Annotated in this window: 26 protein-coding genes; 13 read left to right on the top strand and 13 right to left on the bottom strand. The window is 44.3% G+C overall.

The features are described from left to right. Positions 1-74: 74 nt before the first annotated feature. Complete coding sequence (locus AC23N5_RS00265; protein WP_487754067.1) at positions 75-329, top strand: hypothetical protein; 255 nt, start codon at positions 75-77, stop codon at positions 327-329. Between the two features lie 90 nt (positions 330-419). Here the strand turns inward: AC23N5_RS00265 and AC23N5_RS00260 are convergent, their stop codons facing one another. The 3 genes from AC23N5_RS00260 to AC23N5_RS00250 all read right to left on the bottom strand — a co-directional run bounded on the left by AC23N5_RS00260 (position 420) and on the right by AC23N5_RS00250 (position 2,501). Continuing rightward, positions 420-983 (bottom strand): hypothetical protein, encoded by a 564-nt coding sequence (locus tag AC23N5_RS00260; RefSeq protein WP_487754066.1) that lies wholly within the window; start codon positions 981-983, stop codon positions 420-422. Positions 984-996: 13 nt separating this feature from the next. Further along, positions 997-1,506, bottom strand: coding sequence for an RNA polymerase sigma factor (locus tag AC23N5_RS00255; RefSeq protein ID WP_183972003.1), 510 nt, complete (start codon positions 1,504-1,506; stop codon positions 997-999). A 101-nt stretch (positions 1,507-1,607) separates the two neighbouring features. After that, positions 1,608-2,501, bottom strand: coding sequence for an alpha/beta hydrolase (locus AC23N5_RS00250; RefSeq protein WP_487754065.1), 894 nt, complete (start codon positions 2,499-2,501; stop codon positions 1,608-1,610). A 129-nt stretch (positions 2,502-2,630) separates the two neighbouring features. Between AC23N5_RS00250 and folK the strand changes: the two genes are divergently transcribed. Continuing rightward, positions 2,631-3,134 carry a 2-amino-4-hydroxy-6-hydroxymethyldihydropteridine diphosphokinase gene (folK, locus tag AC23N5_RS00245; RefSeq protein WP_183972259.1) on the top strand — a complete coding sequence of 168 codons (504 nt, stop codon included), beginning with the start codon at positions 2,631-2,633 and terminating at the stop codon, positions 3,132-3,134. A gap of 8 nt (positions 3,135-3,142) precedes the next feature. Further along, complete coding sequence (locus tag AC23N5_RS00240) at positions 3,143-4,513, top strand: flavin monoamine oxidase family protein (RefSeq protein WP_487754064.1); 1,371 nt, start codon at positions 3,143-3,145, stop codon at positions 4,511-4,513. Positions 4,514-4,892: 379 nt separating this feature from the next. On the opposite strand, the gene AC23N5_RS00235 is transcribed toward AC23N5_RS00240, so the two are convergent. Next, positions 4,893-6,434, bottom strand: coding sequence for a YifB family Mg chelatase-like AAA ATPase (locus AC23N5_RS00235; protein WP_028524247.1), 1,542 nt, complete (start codon positions 6,432-6,434; stop codon positions 4,893-4,895). 244 nt (positions 6,435-6,678) lie between these two features. Here AC23N5_RS00235 and AC23N5_RS00230 point away from each other — a divergent pair, with 244 nt between their 5' ends. The 7 genes from AC23N5_RS00230 (at position 6,679) to AC23N5_RS00200 (ending at position 16,400) form a co-directional block, all read left to right on the top strand. Continuing rightward, positions 6,679-7,152 (top strand): DUF4293 domain-containing protein, encoded by a 474-nt coding sequence (locus AC23N5_RS00230; protein WP_028524248.1) that lies wholly within the window; start codon positions 6,679-6,681, stop codon positions 7,150-7,152. Positions 7,153-7,481: 329 nt separating this feature from the next. Then, positions 7,482-9,722, top strand: a complete 2,241-nt coding sequence (recQ, locus tag AC23N5_RS00225; protein ID WP_487754063.1) for a DNA helicase RecQ — start codon at positions 7,482-7,484, stop codon at positions 9,720-9,722. An 80-nt stretch (positions 9,723-9,802) separates the two neighbouring features. Beyond that, a complete protein-coding gene (purD, locus tag AC23N5_RS00220) occupies positions 9,803-11,092 on the top strand; it encodes a phosphoribosylamine--glycine ligase (protein WP_487754062.1) in 1,290 nt (429 codons plus the stop codon). Positions 11,093-11,169: 77 nt separating this feature from the next. Further along, on the top strand, positions 11,170-12,642 hold the full coding sequence (locus AC23N5_RS00215) for a PSP1 domain-containing protein (RefSeq protein WP_487754061.1): 1,473 nt from the start codon (positions 11,170-11,172) through the stop codon (positions 12,640-12,642). 395 nt (positions 12,643-13,037) lie between these two features. Further along, positions 13,038-13,790, top strand: a complete 753-nt coding sequence (locus AC23N5_RS00210; protein WP_487754060.1) for a hypothetical protein — start codon at positions 13,038-13,040, stop codon at positions 13,788-13,790. Between the two features lie 24 nt (positions 13,791-13,814). Continuing rightward, entirely contained in the window at positions 13,815-15,365 is a 1,551-nt protein-coding gene (locus AC23N5_RS00205) for a TlpA family protein disulfide reductase (protein ID WP_487754059.1), read from the top strand. A gap of 42 nt (positions 15,366-15,407) precedes the next feature. Then, entirely contained in the window at positions 15,408-16,400 is a 993-nt protein-coding gene (locus tag AC23N5_RS00200; RefSeq protein ID WP_487754058.1) for an OmpA family protein, read from the top strand. Between the two features lie 269 nt (positions 16,401-16,669). Here the strand turns inward: AC23N5_RS00200 and AC23N5_RS00195 are convergent, their stop codons facing one another. The 6 genes from AC23N5_RS00195 to AC23N5_RS00170 form a co-directional block, all read right to left on the bottom strand. Further along, a complete protein-coding gene (locus AC23N5_RS00195) occupies positions 16,670-17,833 on the bottom strand; it encodes a serine hydrolase domain-containing protein (RefSeq protein ID WP_487754057.1) in 1,164 nt (387 codons plus the stop codon). 15 nt (positions 17,834-17,848) lie between these two features. Beyond that, positions 17,849-18,448, bottom strand: a complete 600-nt coding sequence (locus AC23N5_RS00190) for an outer membrane beta-barrel protein (protein WP_487754056.1) — start codon at positions 18,446-18,448, stop codon at positions 17,849-17,851. Positions 18,449-18,485: 37 nt separating this feature from the next. Then, positions 18,486-19,115 carry a DUF2306 domain-containing protein gene (locus tag AC23N5_RS00185; protein ID WP_487754055.1) on the bottom strand — a complete coding sequence of 210 codons (630 nt, stop codon included), beginning with the start codon at positions 19,113-19,115 and terminating at the stop codon, positions 18,486-18,488. Positions 19,116-19,205: 90 nt separating this feature from the next. Next, positions 19,206-20,339, bottom strand: coding sequence for a helix-turn-helix domain-containing protein (locus AC23N5_RS00180; RefSeq protein WP_487754054.1), 1,134 nt, complete (start codon positions 20,337-20,339; stop codon positions 19,206-19,208). Positions 20,340-20,412: 73 nt separating this feature from the next. Beyond that, positions 20,413-20,691: a Txe/YoeB family addiction module toxin gene (locus AC23N5_RS00175; RefSeq protein WP_122932181.1), complete on the bottom strand. Its 279-nt coding sequence runs from the start codon at positions 20,689-20,691 to the stop codon at positions 20,413-20,415. Next, complete coding sequence (locus tag AC23N5_RS00170) at positions 20,688-20,912, bottom strand: DUF2683 family protein (protein ID WP_122932180.1); 225 nt, start codon at positions 20,910-20,912, stop codon at positions 20,688-20,690. The genes AC23N5_RS00175 and AC23N5_RS00170 overlap by 4 nt, the downstream gene beginning before the upstream one ends. 157 nt (positions 20,913-21,069) lie before the next feature. On the opposite strand from AC23N5_RS00170, the gene AC23N5_RS00165 reads away from it, so the two are divergent. The 3 genes from AC23N5_RS00165 to AC23N5_RS00155 all read left to right on the top strand — a co-directional run bounded on the left by AC23N5_RS00165 (position 21,070) and on the right by AC23N5_RS00155 (position 23,605). Then, positions 21,070-21,657, top strand: a complete 588-nt coding sequence (locus AC23N5_RS00165; protein WP_183971991.1) for a NifU family protein — start codon at positions 21,070-21,072, stop codon at positions 21,655-21,657. A 171-nt stretch (positions 21,658-21,828) separates the two neighbouring features. After that, positions 21,829-22,614 carry an N-acetylmuramoyl-L-alanine amidase family protein gene (locus AC23N5_RS00160; RefSeq protein ID WP_183971990.1) on the top strand — a complete coding sequence of 262 codons (786 nt, stop codon included), beginning with the start codon at positions 21,829-21,831 and terminating at the stop codon, positions 22,612-22,614. Positions 22,615-22,642: 28 nt separating this feature from the next. Then, positions 22,643-23,605 carry an MlaD family protein gene (locus AC23N5_RS00155; protein ID WP_183971989.1) on the top strand — a complete coding sequence of 321 codons (963 nt, stop codon included), beginning with the start codon at positions 22,643-22,645 and terminating at the stop codon, positions 23,603-23,605. Between the two features lie 38 nt (positions 23,606-23,643). On the opposite strand, the gene ruvA is transcribed toward AC23N5_RS00155, so the two are convergent. From ruvA to AC23N5_RS00140, 3 genes are all read right to left on the bottom strand, one after another. Beyond that, positions 23,644-24,234, bottom strand: coding sequence for a Holliday junction branch migration protein RuvA (ruvA, locus tag AC23N5_RS00150; RefSeq protein WP_183971988.1), 591 nt, complete (start codon positions 24,232-24,234; stop codon positions 23,644-23,646). 3 nt (positions 24,235-24,237) lie between these two features. After that, positions 24,238-24,564 carry a Dabb family protein gene (locus tag AC23N5_RS00145; RefSeq protein WP_374757996.1) on the bottom strand — a complete coding sequence of 109 codons (327 nt, stop codon included), beginning with the start codon at positions 24,562-24,564 and terminating at the stop codon, positions 24,238-24,240. Positions 24,565-24,665: 101 nt separating this feature from the next. Continuing rightward, positions 24,666-24,866, bottom strand: coding sequence for a hypothetical protein (locus tag AC23N5_RS00140; RefSeq protein WP_028524266.1), 201 nt, complete (start codon positions 24,864-24,866; stop codon positions 24,666-24,668). Positions 24,867-24,917: the final 51 nt, after the last annotated feature.

Genomic DNA, 24,917 nt, shown 5'->3' with positions numbered 1-24,917 from the left:
GCAAGGTTTGAGCAGAGGAAATAAAGGGCAAAAGGCAAAGGGCAAGGGGCAAAGGGGCGAACCGCAAAATTGAAATGGGCAAAGGGCGAGGGGCAAGGGGCAAAGGGGTGAACCGCAAAATGTTAAATGGAAAACTGAAAAACCGCAAAATTGAAATGGGCAAAGGGCGAGGGGCAAAGGGCAAAGGGGCGAACCGCAAAATGTTAAACGGAAAACTGAAAAACCGCAAAATTGAAATGGGCAAAGGGCGAGGGGCAAGGGGCAAAGGGCAAAACCCGAAACCGAAAACCCGAAACCGAAAACCCAAAACCGAAAACCCAAAACCGTAAACTCGAAACCCCAAACGGATAAAGAGAGGTGGGGAAAAGTTGTGGATAAAGTGCAAAATATTCTTCATGGCTATTTTTGGTGTAATGTTATTAAATCCGTTCCGATAGTTTTTTTAATAACTCCGCTCGTTCGTGTTCAATATCAGAGAGTTGCGACGAAAGCGAAGCGTCCGTATTGTACTCGCCCAATGCTTCTTTGAGCTGTCGGCTGGCGATGGTAAGTTCGTCGAGTTGGTGTTTTAAGTCCTTAAATTCTGGTTTTTCACACACGGGTGTTTTGGTTTCGCAGAACGCCTGCAACTTCTCGTATTGTTGGTCGAGGGCTTCATTTTGAGTTGGCAGGGCGCTGGGGAATGCTTTTTCTTGGGAATAGGTCAGTTTGGCATCCTCCGATTGAGAGTGCAGAAAAATATACCCAACAAAACACAGCAAGCCCGTTATTGCCGCTGCCGCCGCGTATCGCCACCACCGCAGCGGACGAGCCGCGGGCAGTGTTTCGTCTAGCTCCAACCACACCTGTGCGGGAGGTTCGTGCGTGGGCAAGTGCTGGAGCGCTTCTTTCAACGGAGCCTCATTTAAGCCCTGCTCCACCGCCTCCCAAACCGATTCGGGTGGGGTGTAGGTAGGTAGTTTATGTTTGAGTAGGTCTGACATAATGCGCTTTGTATTATTTTAACAACTCCCTCAGCCGCTTTTTGGCATAGTTTAATTGCGACTTCGACGTTCCTTCCGAAACGCCCAACAACTCAGCTACTTCTCGATGGGTGTAGCCTTCTACCTCTATGAGCACAAATACTGCCCGTGCGCCTTCGGGTAGGCTCAAAATAGCTTTTTCGAGGTGGGCGGCGTCAATGGCATCGTTGCCCCAATCGACCGACGAGGTGTCGGTGGGAAGCGTTTCCATCAATAAATAAGCAGGTGTTTGCTGCGAACTTCGGTGCGCTTTACGCACCAAAATCGCTTTTATCCACGCTCCTAACGTCGCTTCACTACGGTACTGACTCAAGTTCTGAAAAACGGCTAAAAACGTATCTTGCAACACACTATTGGCTTGGTCAAAGTCGCCCGTCATCCGATACGCGAGGGTGTACATGGCCGTTTTGTAGCGGTCATAAAGCAGCCGTTGCGCAGAGCGGTCGTGTTGGAGGCAGCGTTGAATCAGTTCGTTTTCAGTCATGAGTGGCACGTTCAACTACAAAGAGGAGCCGAACAACCCAGAAGGTTGGAATGAGAGAAAAAAAATAAAAGAGAAACGTTGAGCGATAAGGGATGTGAGGGTTAAAAACCCGAGGTGGTAAGCCAGTGCAAACAGCGACCAAACCACTCGTCGAACGACGGTGTTTTGAGATAACCGTGTTCGCCTTTGGCATAAATGTGGAGGTCGCTCAAGATGCGGTTTTTCTGCAAGGCTTCGTAAAAAAGTAGGCTATTTTTGACAGGCACCACGGTATCGTCGCTGGCGTGGGTGATAAAAGCAGGAGGCGTATTTTGCGTCACTTGGAGGTCGTTGGAGTAACGGGTCAACTGCTCAGCGGAGGCATTTTTGCCCAAAAGATTCACGCCCGAACCCTTGTGCCCGACTCCATCGGCAAAACTAATGACGGGATAAACCAGCACCAAAAAATCAGGACGGAGGCTAGTGCCCTGAGGGTTAGGTAAAACGGTGCGCTCAAAATGAGTGCCAGCCGTAGAGGCCAAGTGCCCTCCTGCCGAAAAACCCATGATCCCGATTTTTTGGGGATTAATATTCCATTCGGCAGCTCGTTCCCGTACGGTTTTAATCGCCTGTTGGGCGTCTTGGAGGGGGCCAATCGACGGGTCAATCATGGTGCGTTCGCTGGGAAGTCGGTACTTCAACACAAAAGCCGCAATGCCGCGTTTGGTAAATTCCTCGGCTACATCGTAGCCTTCGCGTTTGATGACCAATACGCCGTACCCGCCGCCTGGACAAATAACCACTGCCGTGCCCGTTGCTTTGTCTTTTGGGGGAAGAAACACGCTTAATGTTGGTACCGAAACAGTAGAAACGATCTGCGACGCGGTGCGTTTTTCTTCGTTGGTGGCTTCTTTGGCATTGGGAATGGCACCAGCATACAATGGTATTTCTTGTTGGGCAATGCTTACAAAGGCCGAAATACAAAAAAACAGAGACAGAAAAACGGAGCGTAGCATGGTTATTAGGTTTAAAATGGAGGATTAAAGTCGTTTTCCTATAAAGACAAAAGTAGGTCTTTTCTGCTGAGTCTGACATTTTACATTTTTCGGCGTATTATTATTCCGTTCCTTACCTACCTTTGTGGCATGAATCAGTACCCTGTTTTTTTGTTGTTGGGAGCCAACTTGGGCGACCGCGAAGCAACACTCTCAAAGGCGATTACGCTGATTTCGGAGCGAATTGCTCCTGTCATTTCAGCATCATCGTTGTACGAAACCGCGCCTTGGGGCGTTGAAGAGCAGCCCGCTTACCTCAATCAGGTCATTTCACTGACCACCGAAAAAGAAGCAAAGCGCGTATTGCAAGCAGCCCTTGCCATTGAAAAAGAGCTGGGACGAGAGCGGAGATTGCGCTGGGGCGCACGGGTTATCGACATTGATGTGTTGTTTTATGGAAATAAAATACTGACATCGGAGGAGTTAGAAGTACCCCATCCACGGCTGCATCAGCGTAAGTTTACGCTGGTTCCACTGGCAGAAATTGCCCCCGAGTTTGTTCATCCTTTATTAAAAAAAACAATCCAACAACTGCTCAATGAATGCACGGACGAGGGGATTGTGAGCTTGTTTAAACGTTTTAAAACCAATTGATTGTCACTATGCAACGTCGCGATTTTATCAAACATACTTTGCTCGCCACTGGAGCCGTAGCGTTGGAAAATTGCCAACCCAAAGATCCCTACGCCCCCCGCAAATACGAAGGCCAAATCGCCATCATTGGAGCAGGAGCGGCGGGATTGTACGCGGGCTATTTGCTAGAACAACAGGGCGCGAACTATACCATCTACGAAGCTGCCGAACAAATCGGGGGGCGGATTCGTCCGTTGAAAGGTTTGGCTGATTTTGACGTGGAATTGGGCGCTGAAAAAATTCGTGGCAGTAGATCGACATTGTACGATTGGGCCAAAGAATCAGGGGCATCGTTGTTGCCTACTTCTGGCACCGATTATTATCAAATAGGAACGTTGCTTCGCACTGAAGCACAATGGAATACCGACCTTGATTTTCGTTTGGCCATGTTACTTTCTCAGCAGGCACGGTCATATTCGGGCAACGAAACAACCCTGGCGCAATTGATGGAAAGCACAAAACTGGTGTCGAGAGTTCGACATATTCCTGATGCGCTCATTGCCAACAATTATGGCACCTCGGCCAACCGTTTGGGGCTTTTGGGCGTAGCCGAGACCGAAGCAATTTGGAGTGCGGGAAGGGACAATTATTTGTTGGGTAATCGTTCGTTGCTTTCGGTACTTGAGGAAAAATGCAAAAGTGTTATTCCAAAAGTAGTGCTCAATAAACAAATCAAACGCATTGATTTTACCAATAGCCCCATTGTTTTGGAAGATGCGCAAGCCCAGCGGCGTTTTGCAGATAAGGTGATTGTGACGGTACCACTGTCGATTTTACAAGCCAATGACATTCAATTTACCCCCTCACTGCCCGAAGCCAAACTCACGGCCATCCGCAACATCGGCATGGGCGCGGGCATCAAGGTTGCTTTGGTCTTTAATCGTCGGTTTTGGGAGGCCAATACGGGTTCTATTTATACCTCTGGCTCGGTGCCCGAATATTGGGTGAGTTCCGCAGGACGAAGCACATCTTCGTTTGTACTGTCAGGGTTTGTGACGGGAGAACGAGCCGAAGTTCTCAGTGGACAGACCTCTACGGTCATTATTCAGAATTTGCTAAAAGAATTGGATACCATTTACGGAAAAGGAACGGCGACGGCTGCCTTGACCAACGCCAAAGTGATGGATTGGGGCAAAGAACCTTTTATCAAAGGCGCGTACTCTTTCCCAATCCCCAACGGTGGCGGCTTACTGACGCGCCAAACGTTGTCGCAGCCTATTCAGCGCAAAGTCTATTTTGCGGGAGAAGCTACCCACTACGGCGGGCATAGCGGAACGGTACATGGCGCCATGGAATCGGGCCGCCGCGCGGTGGAGGAGTTGCTGAGGGATGTGGTATAATTCTAACGGTCGGGTTGTGAGCAACCCGATTCACAGAGACCTTCCCGAAAGTTCTAAAACTTTCGGGAAGGTGAAACGTTTACCCCGCCCAATTCTCACGGTCTAAACTTCGGTATTGAATAGCTTCATCCAACAGAGACCTTCCCGAAAGTTCTGAAACTTTCGGGAAGGTGAAACGTTTACCCAGCCCAATTCTCACGGTCTAAACTTCGGTATTTAATAGCTTCATCCAACAGAGACCTTCCCGAAAGTTCTAAAACTTTCGGGAAGGTGAAACGTTTACCCCGCCCAATTCTCACGGTCTAAACTTCGGTACTGAATAGCTTCAGCCAACAGAGACCTTCCCGAAAGTTCTAAAACTTTCGGGAAGGTGAAACGTTTACCCCGCCCAATTCTCGCGGTCTAAACTTCGGTACTGAATAGCTTCAGCCAAGTGTTCAATCTTAATGTCGGGACTGGCGGCAAGGTCGGCGATGGTGCGAGCTACTTTTAGAATACGGTCATACGCCCGAGCCGACAACCCAAGCCGTTCCATGGCGGCCTTGAGTAGGGCTTTGCCTGCGGGGTTGATTTCACACACCTCTTTCACCATCGGTGAGGGCATCATGGCGTTACAATAAATCCCTTCTTTGTCTTTGAAACGCTCCGTCTGAATTTCGCGGGCGGTAATCACACGCTGACGAATGTCTTCACTTTTTTCGGCTTTACGGTTCGACGAAATTTGGTCGAACGACACGGGCGTGACTTCTACATGCAAGTCGATGCGGTCGAGGAGTGGCCCGCTGATTTTATTCAAATAGCGCTGAACGGTTCCAGGTGGACAAACACATTCCTTTTCGGGGTGATTGTAGTAGCCACACGGGCAGGGGTTCATGCTGGCAATGAGCATAAAGTTGGCAGGAAACTCAATCGCCCATTTGGTGCGAGAAATCGTTACGCGGCGTTCTTCGAGCGGTTGGCGCATCACTTCAAGTACTGTTCGCTTAAATTCGGGCAATTCGTCTAAAAACAACACGCCGTTGTGCGCCAACGAGATTTCGCCTGGCTGCGGGAACGTGCCACCCCCAACCAGCGCGGCGTCGCTGATGGTATGGTGAGGTGCGCGAAAAGGTCGCCGTGCAATGAGTGATGCTTTGGTGCCAAGCTTTCCTGCGACGGAATGGATTTTGGTCGTTTCGAGCGATTCGTGCAGCGTCAACGGGGGTAAAATGGAAGGTAATCGTTTGGCTAACATCGTTTTACCTGCCCCTGGAGGCCCAATCATAATCACATTGTGCCCGCCCGAAGCGGCGATTTCGAGGGCTCGTTTGATATTTTCTTGGCCTTGAACGTGTTCAAAATCAGCATCATAATCGTTCAGGGTATTGAAAAATAAATCGCGCGTGTCCACCTTCAACGGGGTGATTTCTTTGGTTTCCTCAAAAAAGCCGATGGCGTCTTGTAGTGTTTCCACAGGAATAACGTCGAGGCTATTGACGATGGCGGCTTCATGGGCATTGGCCGCAGGCAAAATAAATCCTTTGTAGCCAAGTTTCCGAGCTTCCACGGCGATGGGAAGGACGCCTTTGATGGGGCGGAGTTTGCCATCCAACGACAACTCGCCCATGATGATGTAGTCTTCGAGGCTTTTCTTGGTTACGATTTGGTCCGACGCCTGCAACACACATAGGGCAATGGGCAAATCGTAGGCCGAGCCTTCCTTGCGAATGTCGGCGGGGGCAAGGTTTACCACTACTTTTTGACGTGGCATTCGGTAGTCAAAAAACTTGAGAGAGGCTTCTACGCGCTGCTCACTTTCTTTTACGGCGCTGTCGGGCAAGCCTACCATAAAAAAGCGCATTCCTTGCCCCACTGTTACTTCAATGGTTATCATTGTGGCATTGACACCATAGACCGCACTACCGAACGTTTTAGAAAGCATGTTATCCTTAATTTTAAAGCTACGAAGTTGTAAAAATAACGGTTCTGCCCCAAATCAGCGCGTTAGGCCGAGTAATTGCCTTAGGTACTGTATTCTCTTGGAAGACTGTTCCAAAATCATCATCAAATGATTACCTTTGCCGTCCATTTTTGGCAGAACTTATTTTTCTATACACCCAAAAGACGAAAAAAATGAAGTTTGGTAACTTACTTCGACTCGTCAACTTATAATTTTTCGTACCATTATGTTACAACGTATTCAAACACTCTTTTTAGCCGTAGTGGCCGTTGGTATCGTCGGGCTGTTGGCTTTGCCCGTTTGGGACAAGACCGCCGTTGATGGCACCCAATCGGTTCACCTTACTGCCCTTCGATTGGTTCACGAACAAGGAACAAGTTCGTTTATTACCCCTGTTTGGTACATCGCGCTTGTCGGCGGGATAGTGGCTGGAGTGGCGATTTTTGCCATTTCTCAGTACAAAAACCGCTTACTTCAGTCGGGGCTGTGTGCCGCAAACTCTATCCTGATGACCATCATTATGGGGCTAATCATGTATTTTATTTTTGGGAAAGCCAAAGATTTGTTCGAGCCCAATGTCACAGGCAGCTTTGGTTTTGGCTTCTACGCACTCGTGACGTCAATGCTGGCGAATGTTTTGGCCAATCGTTTTATCCGTCGTGACGAAAAACTGGTTCGTTCGCAAGACCGTATGCGTTAAAATCAAGCTTGTATTATGCTAATTTTAGGGTAAAAAAGCACCTTTTTTGAAATGCTCTTTATAGGTTAAGTGCTTGATTGTAAGCTGATTTGTGAGAGCGTGTGAGCCTGTTCTAAAAAAAAGTTAACCTTTTGCTCTCAAAAATTTGTTGCGTCAAATTTGATTATTTTTACTAATTTCAAACGTAGTTAGTGACTTTGCCCACTTTGCCACTTCTCAGCAGGAGCAATCTTCAGTAACTTCCCATTGATTTCCAATTAACTCACTAAAAAAGCTGTTTAAGTACCTGTTAACCAAGGGTATAAAGGCAAAAAATACAACGAAAGAGGATGATTCAGGTAGATACGAGCGTACAGCATACGCTAAAGGAGCGACTCAAAGAAATTTTTGGTTACAGTCAGTTTAGAGGCGAACAAGAGTCGATTATTCATAGCATCATGGGAGGCAATAACACCTTCGTTATCATGCCTACAGGTGCGGGGAAATCGCTTTGTTATCAGTTGCCTGCTATTACCACTGAAGGCGTTGCCATCGTTATTTCTCCGTTGATTGCCTTGATGAAAAATCAAGTGGATCAACTGAACGCTTTCGGCATTAATGCGCAGTTTTTGAATTCTACTCTCAACAAGGCTGAAATCACAAAGGTTAAAAAAGATGCCCTCGATGGCACCTTGAAACTATTGTACATTGCGCCAGAATCGCTAACGAAAGAAGAAAATCTTGACTTTTTACAGCGAGCTAACATTTCTTTTGTGGCAGTTGACGAGGCACACTGTATCTCGGAGTGGGGGCACGATTTCCGCCCAGAATACCGCCGTATTCGAGGAATTATTGACAACATCAACCCCAACCTGCCACTGATTGCGCTGACAGCTACAGCCACCCCGAAAGTGCAGCAAGACATTGCGAAAAACTTGCGGATGGAAGAGGCTGCCTTGTATAAGTCGTCGTTTAACCGCAAAAACTTGTACTACGAAGTGCGCCCGAAATTGGGGGACGTCAATAAGCAGCTGATTAAATACATCAAAAACAACAAAGGAAAGTCGGGTATCATCTATTGCTTAAGCCGTAAGACCGTAGAAGAGGTGGCTAATTTGTTGGCAGTGAATGATATAAAAGCACTCCCTTACCATGCGGGCTTGGACGGACAAACGCGGATGAACAACCAAGATGCGTTTTTGAACGAAGAAGCGGATGTCATTGTCGCGACCATTGCATTTGGAATGGGTATCGACAAACCCGACGTTCGTTTTGTCATTCACTACGATGCGCCTAAGTCGTTGGAGGGTTATTACCAAGAAACAGGTCGCGCGGGTCGTGATGGCTTGGAGGGGAATTGCGTGATGTTTTATAGCCTAGATGACATCCAAAAGCTAGAGAAGTTTAACAAAGATAAGTCGGTAACGGAGCGCGACAATGCCCGCCATTTATTGAACGAAATGGTGGCCTATGCCAACCTTGGCGCGTGCCGCCGTCGTCAGTTGCTGAGTTATTTTGGCGAATACATGGAGAAGGACTGCGGTTTCTGCGACAACTGTATCAAGCCAACGCCAAAATTCAAAGTGCAAGAAGAAGCAGTTATCGTTTTGAAAGCGATTCAACTGACCGATCAGCGTTTTGATGGCGATCACATTGCAGATTTGATTACCGCCACCGATAACATGTATGTGACGAGCTATGAACATAACAAACTCGAAATGTATGGAGCAGGTAAATTTAAGGATGAAGAAGAAGGGGAAGAATATGGCGTAGAGTATTGGCGCTCAATGATTCGTCAGTTGGTGATTTTGGGGTATTTGGGAAAAGATGCTGAAAATTTTGGTGTGTTGAAAATCACCGAAAAAGGCGTCAAATACATCAATGACCCGTATCCGATTACGATTTCAAAAGACCATACTTTCGACGAAAACGACACGCAGAAGTCAAACGACGACGAAGATGTGACGGATTTGGCACCGTCGGGCGGCGGAAATGCCTACGATGAAGCGCTTTTGGGGCTTTTGAAGGCACTCCGCAAAAAAATAGCGAAAGAGAAAAACCTTCCTCCGTATGTTATTTTCCAAGACCCGTCGTTAGAAGAAATGGCGACGACTTATCCCACTACTTCCCAAGAAATGGCCCAAATCAACGGGGTAGGAATGGGGAAAGTGCAGAAATTTGGTCGTCCGTTCATTGACCTCATCACGCGTTATGTGGAGGAAAACGAAATCGAAACGGCCAAAGATGTGGTGGTAAAATCGGCGGCTAATAAGTCGAAAGTGAAGATTTTTATCATTCAACAAATCGACCGAAAAGTAGATTTGGACGAAATAGCCGAAGCCAAAGGGTTAGCAATGGACGAGCTGATTGAGGAGATTGAACACATTTGCTACTCGGGTACGAAGCTTAACTTGGATTATTATATCAACCAGATCATGGACAAAGACCGCCAGTACGATATTTACGATTACTTTATGGCGGCTGAAACCGATAGTATCAAAGTTGCGTTAGATGAATTGGCCAAGGACGATGTCACCGAAGATGAGCTTCGTTTGATGCGTATCAAGTTTATGTCCGAAGTGGCCAACTAAGTAAGTGAAAAACTCCTAGTAAGGCGCGAAACAATTGAAAGGGATTTCGCGCCCTACTCTATACACTTTAACCTCAAAAAATGAATATTTTAATTCTGGGTTCGGGCGGACGCGAACACGCGTTTGCTTGGAAAATAGCCCAAAGCCCACATTGTGACGAGTTGTACGTAGCGCCTGGAAATGCGGGAACCGCACAAGTGGCTACCAACTTGCCCGTTGGGTTCAATGACTTTGAAGGCATTGCAAAAGCTATTGTTGATTTTAAAATTAAATTAGTAATTGTCGGCCCCGAAGAACCACTGGTCAACGGAGTTGTTGATTACTTAAAAGCTCAACCAGCGTTGGCAAGGGTCAAAATTGTGGGCCCTGATCGCCTGGGGGCACAGCTGGAAGGAAGCAAAGATTTTTCCAAAAACTTCATGGCTAAGTACGGAATCCCTACGGCAGCGTCGCAGACATTTACGTCTGAAACACTAGACCAAGGGCTGAACTACTTGAGCACACACGCACTCCCAATCGTGTTGAAAGCCGACGGACTGGCGGCTGGCAAGGGAGTAATCATTGCCGAAACACTCGATACAGCCAAAGCGGCCATGACAGACATGCTTGTGGGTGCTAAATTTGGCGAAGCGGGTAATAAAGTGGTGGTAGAGCAGTTTTTGCGCGGTATTGAGTTGTCGGTATTTGTGCTTTCGGATGGTGTCAATTACAAAATCCTTCCCGAAGCCAAAGACTACAAACGCATTGGCGAAAAAGATACAGGCCCCAACACGGGAGGAATGGGAGCGGTGTCGCCCGTGATTTTTGCGGACGAAAACTTCCTGAGAAAAGTAGAACAGAAAGTTGTAAAACCAACCCTCGCGGGCTTGCAAGCCGAAGGGATTACGTACGTTGGTTTTATTTTTATTGGATTGATGAACGTGAAAGGCGAACCGTACGTGATTGAGTACAACGCACGCATGGGCGACCCCGAAACGGAGGTTGTTTTGCCACGTATTCAGTCGGATTTAGTGACGCTTTTGCTGGCCGCCGCCGATCAAAAATTGGCCGACAGCGATTTCGTTATTTCGCCCCAAACGGCCGTCACAACGGTGATTGTGTCGGGTGGGTACCCAGATGCCTACGAAAAAGGCAAGGTAATTGCTGAATTAGAAAAAATGGAAGACATTACGGTGTTTCATGCAGGAACTACCACCAATGACAAAGGAGAAGTCGTAACCAATGGCGGACGAGTACTGGCACTGACAGCACTCGCAAACTCCCTCGAAGGGGCTGTAAATAAGTCGCAAAAAGCAGCGACAGCAGTGCAGTTTGAAGGGAAATACTACCGCAAAGACATTGGTTTAGATTTGATTCGTTATACGGATTAGTTTGACGCAAAGCGGGTCGTAACGTAGTTGAAACCGTAACGCGCTCGTATAAACGTCAGGCTGTAAACTAAACAGAAATGAGTTGTAAATCATGTTCAACGGGCGGATGCGGAACGAAAGGAAGCAACGGAAAAACCGCTGGTTGTCAAAATAATGGCGCGTGCAACACAGGTGGTTGCAATAAAATGAACGTTTTCGATTGGCTCAGTGATATGGATGTGCCCATCGCAAAACGTTTTGACGTGGTAGAAGTGAAGTTTAAAGGAGGGCGGAAAGAATATTTTCGCAATATCAACCAGCTTGAACTCCTCACGGGCGACTACGTCGTGTGTGAGATGGCTTCGGGCTATCATATTGGAGCGGTATCGTTGCAGGGTGACTTGGTGCGTTTGCAAATGACCAAGAAGAAAGTAGCCGACGACGAAAACATCAAGAGCATTTATCGGGTGGGGAATCCACGCGATATGGAAAAACACGAGCAGAGTGTTGCGCGTGACCTGCCAACGATGTACCGCGCTCGCGAATTGGTCAAAGAGCTAAAACTGAACATGAAATTGTCGGATGTGGAGTTTCAGTCCGACAATACCAAAGCGACGTTTTACTATTCGGCCGACGAACGGGTTGATTTCCGTGAACTGATCAAGGTTTTGGCGGGTGAGTTTAAGGTGCGCATCGAAATGCGTCAAATTAGCCTACGCCAAGAAGCAGGGCGTTTGGGTGGTTTGGGCGCATGTGGCCGTGAATTGTGTTGTTCAACTTGGTTGAGCGACTTTAAAAACATCACGACCTCAGCTGCTCGTTACCAAAACCTATCGCTGAACCCAACGAAGCTTTCGGGCCAATGCGGACGTTTGAAGTGCTGCCTCAACTACGAGCTGGAAACCTACATCGACGCCCTCAAGGACATTCCGCACGTGGATGCACCCCTTCAAACCCAAAAAGGGAAGGCGCACTTGCAGAAAACCGATATTTTCAAGAAAATCATGTGGTTTGGCTACGAAAACGATAGCACGACCTGGCACCCAATCACGATGGAGCAGGTGAGCAAAATCTTGCAAATGAACGCAAGAGGCGAAAAACCTGTGTCGTTGGATGTGTTGGATATCGAAGAGGCAGTGTTGGCATTGCCTGCGGCAGGTATCAATAGCGACTTGGCCAAAATGGACAAGAAGTTTAGCCACCGCGACCAACAAAATGGTGGTGCAAATCGCCGTCCTAAGAAGAAAAAAGGGGGTGGTACTACCAATACCAACGCGGCCAAAGAAACGGCGCAGCCAGCGGCAGCCACTACGCCTTCAGCTCCTGCGCCGAAGCCACAGGCATCAGCTCCCAAGGCACCTACTGCCCAGGCTCCTGCGAAAGTGCCCAGTGCCCCAGTGGGAAATCCTGCTCAGAAAGGAAATAATGCCAACAGTAACAACAACGACGCAACAAAGCCTGCCAAACAACACTCAAATAGAGGAAATCATCACCGCAGAAATCATAATCAACCCAAAGGTGGTGGTGGCAATAGTGGCAACAGCGGCGGAGGCAACGAGAAGAAGCAATAGTAAGCACTAAAGGTGCATAGGAGGGAATCATCGAGAGGTGATTCCCTTTTTTTGTGGCCTAAAGGATGAAAAAAACTATTTTTTCTAAAAAAAATCTAAATTTATTTGTTTTTACTAGATTTTTAAATATTTTTATCAAATCATTAGTAAATAACACTTTTATTATAGTCAATAAGTAGTGATTTATGTTCAGGTTAATACGTTGTGAAAAAATAATTTTCTTACTCATTTTTATATATGCTTCTGCTTGTTTTGGACAATCAAGTACAGTTATTGTAAACTTAGCACCTACCAAGAGTATATTTTTTTACGAGAGAACAAAATATCTATATCCTAATCGTAAATATCACCACTATCTTCAGTCGGAATCAAAATTTAAAACGGATACAATTAATGTGTTAAATAATTCTCCATCTGTACTTATATTTCAAGAAAATAATGAGGCTATTATTCCTGTAATTTTATTTCCAAATGATACATTAAACGTTAGTATAGACATTTTTGGTAAATTAGTTTTTGAAGGAACTAATGTAAACGAATGGAAAATAATGAAAAAACTGGTAAGTTCTCAGTCATTTATTGAGCCATACTTGTTTAATATAAATTTTAAAATATGGAAAGATGTGCAAAATAACTTAGATTTAATTAGAGAAAATGAAATGAATTTAATTAAAGAACTCAGAGGGAAATATGCTCTTTCGGAAAAATATGTATCATACCTAGAAAAAGAACGTAATTATCAATGGATGGCATCTTTACTAATCCATCGAAATAAATCATTTAAGGGTATTCCATTACCGCCTCAAGTGACAAGTATGAAAAATGAATTAATGAATGATACACTTAATTACAGTTCTTTATTTAGAATACCAGCTTTGTATAGTATCATTCAGGCGGAGTGTAGTTGCTACAGTAATTATACTTTTCCGAGCCCACAAGAGTTTACGGTTTTGTTTGATTACATATGTGAAAGATATTCTGGTATGTTAAGGTCTCAACTTTTACTAAATCTGCTTTATGAACAAATTGTAATAACTCAAAACTACGCAGCTAATGAGTTGTTTTACGAGAAGTTTTTAAATAAGTTTTATCAATTATGTACTGATGAAGATTATGTTGACTTTATAAGAAGTTCCTTGAAAAAATAAAAATCTATTTAAATACTTGAAAACATGAAAACAACACTACTTCGATTATTAATGTTAAAAATGGCATTTTTGTGTCATATAAATGTGTTTTCAAACGACACGGAAGGTGTTGTTCACGTTTCCTTTAAAAATACTCAAAAGATTGATAATTATTTTTATTATACAAAAACAGCATGGACTCAAAATAAGCACTTGTTACGATTTGTGTACGATGATGAGATGAAATGGATTGAAGTTGAAAGTAACATTAAAAATAAAGATATTCGGCTGAAAATGAAAAATGATCATTGTATTCTTCGGCACTGGGTTAACTACTTTGACTATAACGACTACATTTTGCAAAAGGGAGACTCCATTGTCATTGAATATAATAAAAATATTCCCGTCGTAACGGTTATAAACCGAAAGGCTCCTAAAAATGATTATCAGGTGGATGACCTAGTAAGGAGCCAGTGTGAGTTTGTGAACTATTCGCCAATTGGGGAATATTTTGGTGCCGTTAGCTTGCACGGGAAAAAGATATTGAATGACGAAAGTGCACGTGCTCTGTCAAAAAATATGACAGGAGAGCAAATAATGAATAGAAACAAAAAAGGGATTTTGTTAATGAAAAATGAATTATACCCAAAGTATATGAGGTATCTTGATATAAATAGAAGGGTTATTGATTCACTCAGTAAGCAAGGTTTTGTATCTGAAAATGTGTATAAATTTCAAAAAAATAAAATCGAAAATTTAAAAAAATTAATAGAGGTTGAAACAGAACGACTTTCGATTGATGACGTCTATCATTGGTGCAATTCTCAAGAAAACATCCTAGAGAATTATGAAGGAATCTATTTTAAAGATTTTGTTGATGCAGTAGAGCATAGATTTGTCGTGGAAAAAGCACCTTATTTGGATTTAACAGATGGAATTAATAGGGATTATAAGGTGATTTATGATAAAATAAATACAGAATTTAATTTTCCAGAAACAATCAAAAATTATTTGCTGATAAAAAATATTGGCAGAATTTCGGAGTCACTTTCAAAAAATGACTTTTTGAGCTACTTTAACAAGTTAGAGAAAGATGTAAAAGATTCTTCGCTCGTTGAGAAACTTAAAGTAAAGTATGTCCTTGAACTTGATACAACGCGCTACGTACCTACATCACTTACGTTGATGGATAACAATAAAGGGAAAACCTCGCTTGATGCAATTATTAAACAAGCGCAAGGCAAAGTGATTTATGTAGATTTTTGGGCAAGCTGGTGCGGGCCTTGTAGAGCCGCTTTTCCACATTCTGTAAAGCTAAGGGAATCATTAAAAGACAAAAATATTGTATTTGTTTATTTGTCGATTGATAAATCTATGGAAGCATGGTTAAAAGCCTCAGAAAAAGAAGAATTGAATGAATATCCAAACAATTTCTTGGTTTTAAACTCACAAGATGCTGATTTCTTGAAGCAGCAAAAAGTTAATTCGATACCCCGTTATATGATTGTTGACAAACGCGGTAAACTGATATATCCAAACGCACCTAGAGTAGAAAGCAAAGAACTTACGCAACTTTTGACAGAGCTGTCGAAATAATAAGATGTTTTATATAAACCTCACCAATAAATAATTAAAAATATGCTTGCCTATGTACTGTCCATTCTCCTTTGTATTTGTAGTAATGGATTTAATCAATTATTGCCAATTCAAGATAAAAACACCGTTAAAATAGGTGGATTTTGTTATGACCCAGCAAATGGCTTCGATTTGAAAGTACATGTTTATGCATTTGAAGGTGAGAAAAAAATAAGCTTAGGAGAAAGTAAAGTAAATAATCGTATTAATAAATTTAAAATACAATTGCCGAACTCAGCAGAATTTTTATTGTTTGAATCAGAAGGTTATCGAGCCACTAAAATGCCAATAAGGCGTATCGGAAATATCGAAGAAAACTTTGAATTTGAAATGAACGTGCCGATGGCATCCAAGAATTCACCACCACTTCCGTCAGAAAACCAACTTCATTGGCATTTTACATTTCCCGAGAATAAAAATGTAGAATTTAAAGTAAACAATATATTGGTTTTAAATCCCTTGATAAGAAATAATTATTTATACTTAATTCCTATGCAACCTGGTAAACATTTAATTCAGGCACGCTCTAACGAAGGGGAATTGTTGCTTAATCAGGAGTTTGTACTTGAATCAGGATTGACACTTATGGACGTTCGAATTGATGCTACCAATCCTTCTTTGGTTTCTAGACCTGTAAATGTGGGTATTGCTAAGAAGCCATTTGATACCAGAACATTATATTTTGACCAAAGTAATTATGATTTAAAAACGGAAGTGAAAGCTACCTTAGATTCAATTGCCACGTTCTTAATAGAAGACTTTAAGCTAAAAGCTCACGTGACAGGATATACTGATAATGTAGGTGATAGAGATAAAAATATGACTTTGTCTGAGTACAGAGCACGTGCGATTGGGGGATACCTTATTCAAAAAGGGGTTTCTGCTGAAAGAATAAAAATGAATTGGAGAGGCGATGAAGGTTTAAGTGCTAACGATAAATCTGAACAAAAAAGGGAGAAAAACAGAAAAGCGGTCATTCAAATAGTAACCAACTAGGGTACAACTGTATTCGTTATGAAAAAAATATTTTGCTATTCATTCTTGCTTTCTCTGATAATAAGCTGTGCTGATTTGACGGTAGTATTCCAACCACTTTGTTTGTGGATAACAAAGGGCAAATTGTGGAAAAGTTTGTGGGGTACGATGATAACAGTTTAGAGAAATTTGAACATTTGATAAAAAATCGCCTTAACGACACGAAGTAGTAATTTCAAAATCCCTGCGTTTTTCCAGACAGGTGGAAAAACGCAGGGGGCAACCTATTTTTACAAGGCCAATTTAATCGTTTCGCGGTCGTATAAAGCTTCGTCTAATTTGCTGGAATAGCTATTGAGCGCAATAGCGATACTGACTTTTTGTTCGGGGAAATAATAAGCAACTGCGTTGAAACAATGCACATTGCCCCCGTGCCCAACTCCCTTCTTTCCCTCAATATCAAGCAAAAAAAGCCCTAGTCCGTAATCCTTGATGTATGAAAGGTTTTCGGGAATGCCTTTGACTTGGATGTTGGTGGGAGATTCCATCAGGGCAATTGACGCCGCCGAAAGGAGTTTGCCCGTTTTGAGGGCTTCCATAAAAAGGGCCAAATCGTAGGAATTCGAAACCATTCCGCCGTCCAGTATGTCTTGTCCTCCCACGGCGAAGCCATCAAATTTGGTTAGGTCACGCATCATGCCGTTGTTAAACGAATCGTAGTAACCCCTCGACAAACTCGCGGGGCGGGTCGTGGAGGCGTAGGTGTTTTGGAGTTTGAGGGGCTGTAGCACTTTTTCCATTACCGTTTCAAAGGCGTTTTTGTTGCCAACTTTCTCGATGATTAAGGCCAAAATCAGGTAATTAGAGTTGGAGTAACTCCAGTCGGTACCCACTTCAAACAGGGCTTTTTTTCCAAAAATTGTTTTTAAATTTTCGTGAGCTGACTGAGCTTTGACCGATTGGTTGTGGATGTTGAGCAAGCCTACAAGCCCCAAATAATCGCGGATGCCCGAGGTGTGCTGAAGCAACTGCTTGATGGTGGCTTTGTTGAGGTTGTGGATGTTTTTGACGTATTCGTCGGGAAGGTATTTACTCGCTAAATCATTGATATTGAGTTTACCTTCTTCCTGTAATTTTAAAACTGTGGCCGCCGTAAATGTCTTTGAAATACTCCCAATGCCAAGCGTATGGCAAGGGCTAAGGTCGATGTGGTTGGCAAGGTCGGCTTTGCCAGCGGTGGCGCTCCAAGTGCCTTCGGGCGTGCGAACGGTGACGCTCACTCCCACCGCGCCCGCTGCCATAAACTTGTCGATAATTTTTTGGTAATTAGCGGCTTTGGGGTGGGTGGTGTTGGTCAATGGGCAATTGGGCAAAGGCTGCGCCGAGCCAAGTTCCTCGCGGCATGAACCAAGCGAAAACAACGCAATAACGAGGATGAATGAGATACGTTTCATGGACTGTTGTGAAGTTTATGGTTGTAAATGAATGTTGAGACCTACCCCTAAGAAGGTATGGATAGAAAAAGGAAGAATGCGGTCGCCAAACGGTGCGGCGACCATTGTTTTGTAGTCAACCGCGACGGAGTAGCGCTTCGAAAGCGGGTATTCCAGCCCTAGTCCGAGTTTGAGGTTGGCTTGGGCTTTGCCAAAATGCGAGGTAGGTTGGTATTCGCCGTTTTTTAGGGCATACTTTTGACCTGCCAAAATCGCGTGTTTGTAGCCAAGCGCGGTGTGTAGGTTGGTTTGCAACCCAAAATTGAACCGATACCCAAGTCGATACGAAGCATCGAGCATGAGGGCGTGTTCCAACGACTGTTGGTAATAATAGTACAGGTCAACCCCAAAGGCTTTTTGCCAGTGGTGGCCCGAACGTACCCGTAGGTCGGTGCCAATACTTACTGCTGGGTGAATGGGAAGTTTGGTTAGTTTGGCGGAGGGGACACCCAACGTTTCGTTGTAGAGCGAGAACCGCAGCGTTTTAAGCGACGTCTGGGCGGTGGCGTCGGAAGCGATAAACCCCGCCACGAGCAAGCAGGCATAGCGGAGCGTTTTTGTGTTGAAAAGGGACATGTGTGCTAAAAGTTTGATTTCGGCACAAACATCCCCTTCAAATCGCTGCCATGCGCCCTTGCTTGTAAGGTGAGCCTCTTTTTTTGTTGACCCAAAACGCAATTCCCAAGTTGAATAGCCAACTCAACCACGCCACCACGTTGTACACCGATGTGTATTCATAAGGAAGCAAAACCGAGAGCGGTATAAAAATTCTCAGGCTCACCGCACCCAGACAAGCCGCGTAGCTATAGGTCATCATAGCTTGGTGTTTGACTACGTTTTTGGCCCGAATCAATACATAACCTCGAAGGGTTGTGTAAAAGTAAACGCAGCCTCCGCAGACAAAACCCGCCATTGCGATGGGGCCGCCGTGGGCATAAAAACCAATGAAAATTCCTGCTCCAGAGCAGAGCAAACCCGTGATGACGTAGGTTTTGCCAATGATCCGATGCCATTTGGGGAAGTTGGTCAACAGTTTATGGCTGAATTGTAGCCAGCCGACCATAATGGCTACCGCCCCAAACGCAATATGCGTGACAAAACCTATTTGCCAGAACGTATTTTGACGTGTTTCGGGAGATTTTAGTTCTAAATACCCTTGCTTGACATCGGTTAGGTACGAAATCGGGATCATTCCGACAAGTAGAGCCAGCACAACGACGAGAATCCAAGCTATTTTTTTCATGGCGATAGTGGTTAAAAGTGATGCCACAAAAGTGACTACTTCCCACTTTCTTAGCGCCCTTGCTTGTAAGGTGAGCCTCTTTTCACATAGCTATTCGTACACCGCTTTCAACTGCTTTGCGTACTCAGAAGGAGAGAGCCCCGTGGTTTTCTTAAAACAGCGATTGAAGGCCGATTTGGAGTTAAAACCGCAGTCATAAGCAAGGGCAAGGAGCGTAAATCGTTGGTTTTCGGGGAGTGACAGCAGGCGCTTAAATTCTTCGACCCGCAGCCGATTAACGTAATCATAAAAATTAATACCTTCTACTTCGTTGATGACCTGTGATAGGTAATTGGGGTGGGTATCCAAACGATTGGCCAAATCGGTCAGTGTCAACTCGGGTTCGATGAACAACCGCTCAATGAGCATCAGTTCTTCCAAACGCTCGCGAAGTTCTTGGGCGCGTTCTTCGTTTAAGCCCGATTTTGCGTATTTTTTGCGTTGAAGGTCTGAGGTAGTTTCTTCTACTTCAGCAAGTTGTAAAGCCGATTCGGGGTGTGTGGAAGGCGATTCGAGAGGGGCGGTGAAAATGCCCGTTTGCTTGATGCCAAAGTAGCCGATAAGCACCACAAACACGCTACTGCTTGAGAAAATGAGCGGGTCGTTTTGAAGGAAAATGATAAAAAACCAGATAATCCCCATGGCATAAAAAAGAAACCGTAGCCAGTTGAGGTTGATTTTTTCTTGGTTAGAAAACTGGTTTAAAATTCGTTTACGGTGCTTTTGAAGGAGGTAATGGGTGGCCAAAATGTAAAAAATCCCCGAACTCGTCAGCAGTAGGCTACTGATTTCCATCACGTCTTCGTAGCCTTTGCCTTCTTGTTTGAAAACCTCCACTTTTTGTTCTGCCGATAAACGCCAAAAAGGAGCATAGATGGCAATGATAATGAGCGGTAAAACTCCGTGCAGTAGCCACTTTTTCGATTGAAACTGTTCGGGGCGAGTAAGGGCAAGGGTATATAAATACAGCAGTGGCCCGTGCAGAAAAGGCAAAGGAAAATTGGAACCCAAAAAAGCAGGATAGGTATAAATGAGCTGGGTCAGGTAGCTATAAAACGAAAATACGTGTAAACCAACGACTACCATCCAAATACCCAAAAGGAGGTCGGCGGTGGTGCGGCCTTTTTTCGTGAGGGCTATGGCGGCAAGAAACAGCGCAATGAATGTTCCGACGAGGTAAATCATAGAGGCGGTAGCGAGGGTTTTCTTCTATGACAACTCAAATGAGAATTACCCTATACGAAAGAAATGCTGTGCGTTATTTTTCGCCATAATGCCCCCAAGAGGCCAAAACTAGCACAATAATTTTTTCTTCTTGAACCCTGTAAATCAGTCTGTGCTTATCGGTGATTCTTCTTGACCAGGTCGGGACAGAGTAATGCTTTAGTTTTTCTGGTTTTCCTGTTCCTGTAGTTGGGTGGGCTCGAAGCTCGTCCAAGAGTTTGTCGATTTTTATTAATACTTTTTTATCTCCAGCCCTTTTGTGTTTCTCAATGTCATCAATGGCTTCTTCGGTAAATTCTATGGAATAACTCATAAGCCCAAAAACTTTTTCTGTTCATCCTTAGAAATATGTTTTGTTTTTCCAGCTTCAGCTTGCTGTATCGATTTATCTATTTTAGCAATAAACTCTGATTCGGATAAAGCAGTTGTTGGGTCGTCATTTCCTATCTCAAAACGCACTTTCATCTCTTTCAAGAGTGATTTGAGTAAAGACGTTTGTTGTTCATTTTTGGGATAAACAATGATACTTTCCATTTTTGTAGGTTTAAAGTTCTATACTAACAAAGTTACCACAAAATAGCTAACAGCGAACAAGCAAACCAAAATGCCGAAAGTTTTGTTGCAAAGGGGACGGTCTTTTCAGGATTGTCTATTTATTTTGATGAATCAAACAACGAGTCATACTTTTTCTATGCAACCCGTATTTATTTATACCGAGGCAAGCCCCAATCCAAACTCGATGAAGTTTGTCTTCAATTTTGAACTTGTTCCCCAAGGCTTATCGTTCGATTATCCCGATTTGGCTGCTACACAGGCCGAAGGAAAGTCGTCGCCTTTGGCGGGAGATTTGTTCCAATTTCCTTTCGTGCAGCGCGTATTTTTGGCGTCCAACTTCGTGACCCTCACCAAAGATGACACGACTGACTGGGGTTCAGTAATTTTGGATACCAAGCAGTTTTTGAAGATTTACTTCGAGGAAAACCACCCTGTATTTGAGCAAAAAACAGTCGAGCGTAACACCACGATTGTGGATACTGATAGCCCAACGGTGCGCCAAATCAAAACTGTTTTGGACGATTACGTGCGTCCAGCGGTGGAGTCAGACGGGGGCGCTATTTCGTTTCATTCGTTTGAGGAAGAAACGGGCGTCGTAAAAGTACTTTTACAAGGTTCGTGCAGCGGCTGCCCGTCTTCAACCCTGACCCTCAAAGCAGGTATCCAAAACCTGTTGACGCAGATGGTTCCGACCGTCAAAGAGGTAGTTGCGGAAGGAGTATAGGCGCTTCCGTGTGCGATTTACCGTATTTTTGAGTTTCTTTGTGAAAAATATCCTCCAAAACCTTCTAAGTTTGTCAATTAGACAAAAATTTAGAAGGTTTTGGAGCGTTTATTTATGGTCGAATACCTCTCTTACTCATTCACAATAAGCCATAAACTTAAAGAACCACTCATGTTGAACACGTTCAAAATAGGATTACTGCTTGGTTGGATCACTTTTTGTAGTTTTACTTTCAAATCGGACTCCGATGGGAGTATCGATCTTATCGTGTTGGATGCGGGGCATGGAGGAAAGGATACGGGTGCCAAAGGAAAAATTTCAAAAGAAAAAGACATTGTTTTAGACATAACAATGCGACTGGCGCGAAAAATAAAGCTCGAAATGCCAGAAGTGAAAATAATTCTGACGCGGGCTTCGGATAAGTTTGTTGATTTGAGTGAACGTTCCAATATCGCTAATCGTCGCAAGGCCGATTTGTTTATTTCGATTCACTGTAACTCTTTGCCCAAAAACAAAAAGAGTCCAGCTGGAACGGAGACCTTCGTGATGGGATTGCACAAGTCGGATGAAAACTTAGAAGTAGCAAAACGCGAAAACTCCAGTATTTTGTTGGAGCAAAATTACGAAGAGCGCTATAAAGGCTTTAATCCCAATTCTCCATTGGCGTATATTATGTTGGCCAACCGCCAAAACGCCTACATTGCGAGCAGTTTGAGTTTTGCGGGTAAAATCGAACGCCAATTTCAAAAATATGCCGATCGCAACAGCCGTGGCGTAAAACAAGCGGGGTTTATGGTACTTTGGCAAACGGCCATGCCGAGTGTGTTGGTGGAAGCAGGGTTTATTAGCCACGCACAGGAAGAAAAATACCTCAATTCAGACGACGGCCAAGACGAAATAGCGGAAGCTATTTTTCGGGCGTTTAAGCAATACAAGCAAGAAGTAGAAGATCGGTAGTCATTAAAACAATCAACGATTCACATTCATGAAAATTTCTAAGGAAGCAAAAGTAGGGTTGATGGCAATCGTTGCGTTGTCTATGCTCTATTTTGGGTTTAATTTTTTAAAAGGAGCTGATTTCTTTTCGAGCAAATACAAGTATTTTGTAGTATATGACAACGTGGGCTCACTTCAGCCATCGAACCCCATCAAACTCAACGGGGTGCAAGTGGGGCAGGTCAAAAGCACAGAACTGCTGACCGACCGTGGAAACAAGGTGTTGGTGACACTAGAAATTCAAAAAAATGTATTGTTGACCCAAGGGTCTAAAGTAATGCTGACGTCGGAGTTGTTGGGGGGAAGTGCTCTAATGCTCCAAGTTGCGACGGGCGGTAAACAACTTCAGCAAGGCGACACGCTAGTGGCTGATTCAGAAAAGGGGATTCAGGCGTTGCTCCAAGAACAAGCCTTGCCCGTGGTAAAAAATGCCGATTCGCTCATTATTAATTTGAACCGTATTGTAAAGCAGTTTGACCAAACGGGGTATGTGTTGAATAAATTACTTACGACAACCGACCAAACGGCTTCGGGTATCAACGCCACCGTTGCCCAAAATCGTCAAGCCATTGCGGCGACTTTGGCGAATGTCAATGCCCTTTCTGCTTCTTTGATTGAAACCGAAAAGAGTTTTAAACCTATTTTGGGAAATCTGAAAACCGCCACTGATTCGTTGAAAGCGCTTCGTTTGGGCGAGACATTGGCACAGGCCAATTCGGCAGTAGCGACGCTTCAAAAATCACTGACTGCTCTCGAACAAGGCCAAGGAACGGCAGGGAAGTTGTTGAAAGACCAAACTTTGTACGATAATATCAACCGTACGATTGTGAGTGTAAACAAACTGATGACCAATTTCCGTCAATATCCTAAACGCTACGTCAATGTGTCGGTCTTTGGCAAAAAAGACAAAGGCCCCGCCGACAGCCCCGCCGATACGACGTTGAAGTTCTAGTGGAGCCTTTAGGGGTATAAAAGATGTATTGCTAGGCACTAGCGAAGCGCCAATTTGATGAGCTGTTCGACGGTGATTTGGTCGCCTTCGCGTTTTAGAATGGTATCGACACTCTTCTCGGCGGTAGGCTTTGGAATCCCCAACATAACCAAAGCCGCCAGCGCTTCGCTGCGCACTTGGCTATTGGCTGCCATAAAGACATTGGGCTGAGGCGCGATTAAGCCCTCTTTCTTGATTTTATCCTTCAAATCAATGATAACGCGTTGAGCTGTTTTCCCGCCAATTCCTTTGATGGTCTGAATCAGCTTCACGTCTTCGTTGACAATCGCCTGCTTGATTTCGGGTGCCGACAATGACGAAAGCATAATCAGCGCCGTTGCTGACCCTACGCCCGATACGCTCACCAAGTCCAAAAATAAGGTCTTTTCGGTAGGCTCGGCAAAGCCATACAGCGTGTGGGCGTCTTCGCGGATTTGCTGGTAGGTATAAATTTTGCAGGAATCTCCTACATTGGGCAGCGCCCCGAAGGTTTGTAAAGATACTTTTACTTCATAACCAACGCCGCCTACGTCGATGATTACGTAGGCGGGGTCTTTATGAGCAAGTTTACCGTGTAAGTAAGCTATCATGGTTTATTTTTGAGTCCAATAATCAACCACCAATACTTTATCGAGGTAAGGTCCTAAGACTTTACCGAAAGCTTTGTGGTCGGGGTGAGGCAAATAGACCGCACGGTCGGCTTCCGACGCAAACGTCAAGAAGAAGCAATGGGTAAAACCTTGGTCGTGGCCTTCTGGGCTATTGTTGGTTCCCCACTCAAATCCTTTGATTTCTTTGATTTGGGTAGGAAGTTTACGAAAGGCAGCTTCTACTTTCTTTACTTGCTCGGCCGTGGTGCCGTCTTTAAATTTAAACAAAACGACGTGACGAAGTACTTTGTCGGAAGAAGATTGAGCCATAGCGCCAAAAGTGAATAATGCCAGAAATAGGGCTAAAAATGTTTTTTTCATGTGTAAATATCTGTTCTGTGTTTAGTAGGGAAGTTTCAAAACCTCAAAATCTACCCAGAGCAGTTGATACACTCGCCTGTGTTATCAAAAACACTGCGCTCAAAATCGCCAAGTTGTTCTTTTAACTCCAAAATCTCGTCCTCAATTTCGCAACGGTCAAACAGCGATAATTCGCCCGAAGCAACTTGATTTTCAAGGTTTTTGAGCTTGAGTCTCATTTCTGAAACTTCCATTAGGGTTAATGTTGCCATGGTAATAGTAGGAGTATAAATGGATAATGTGGTTAAATGTCAATCAGAATC

Source organism: Runella sp. R5_40, from assembly GCF_057652295.1.
This window is presented reverse-complemented; position numbering and strand designations above follow the sequence as displayed.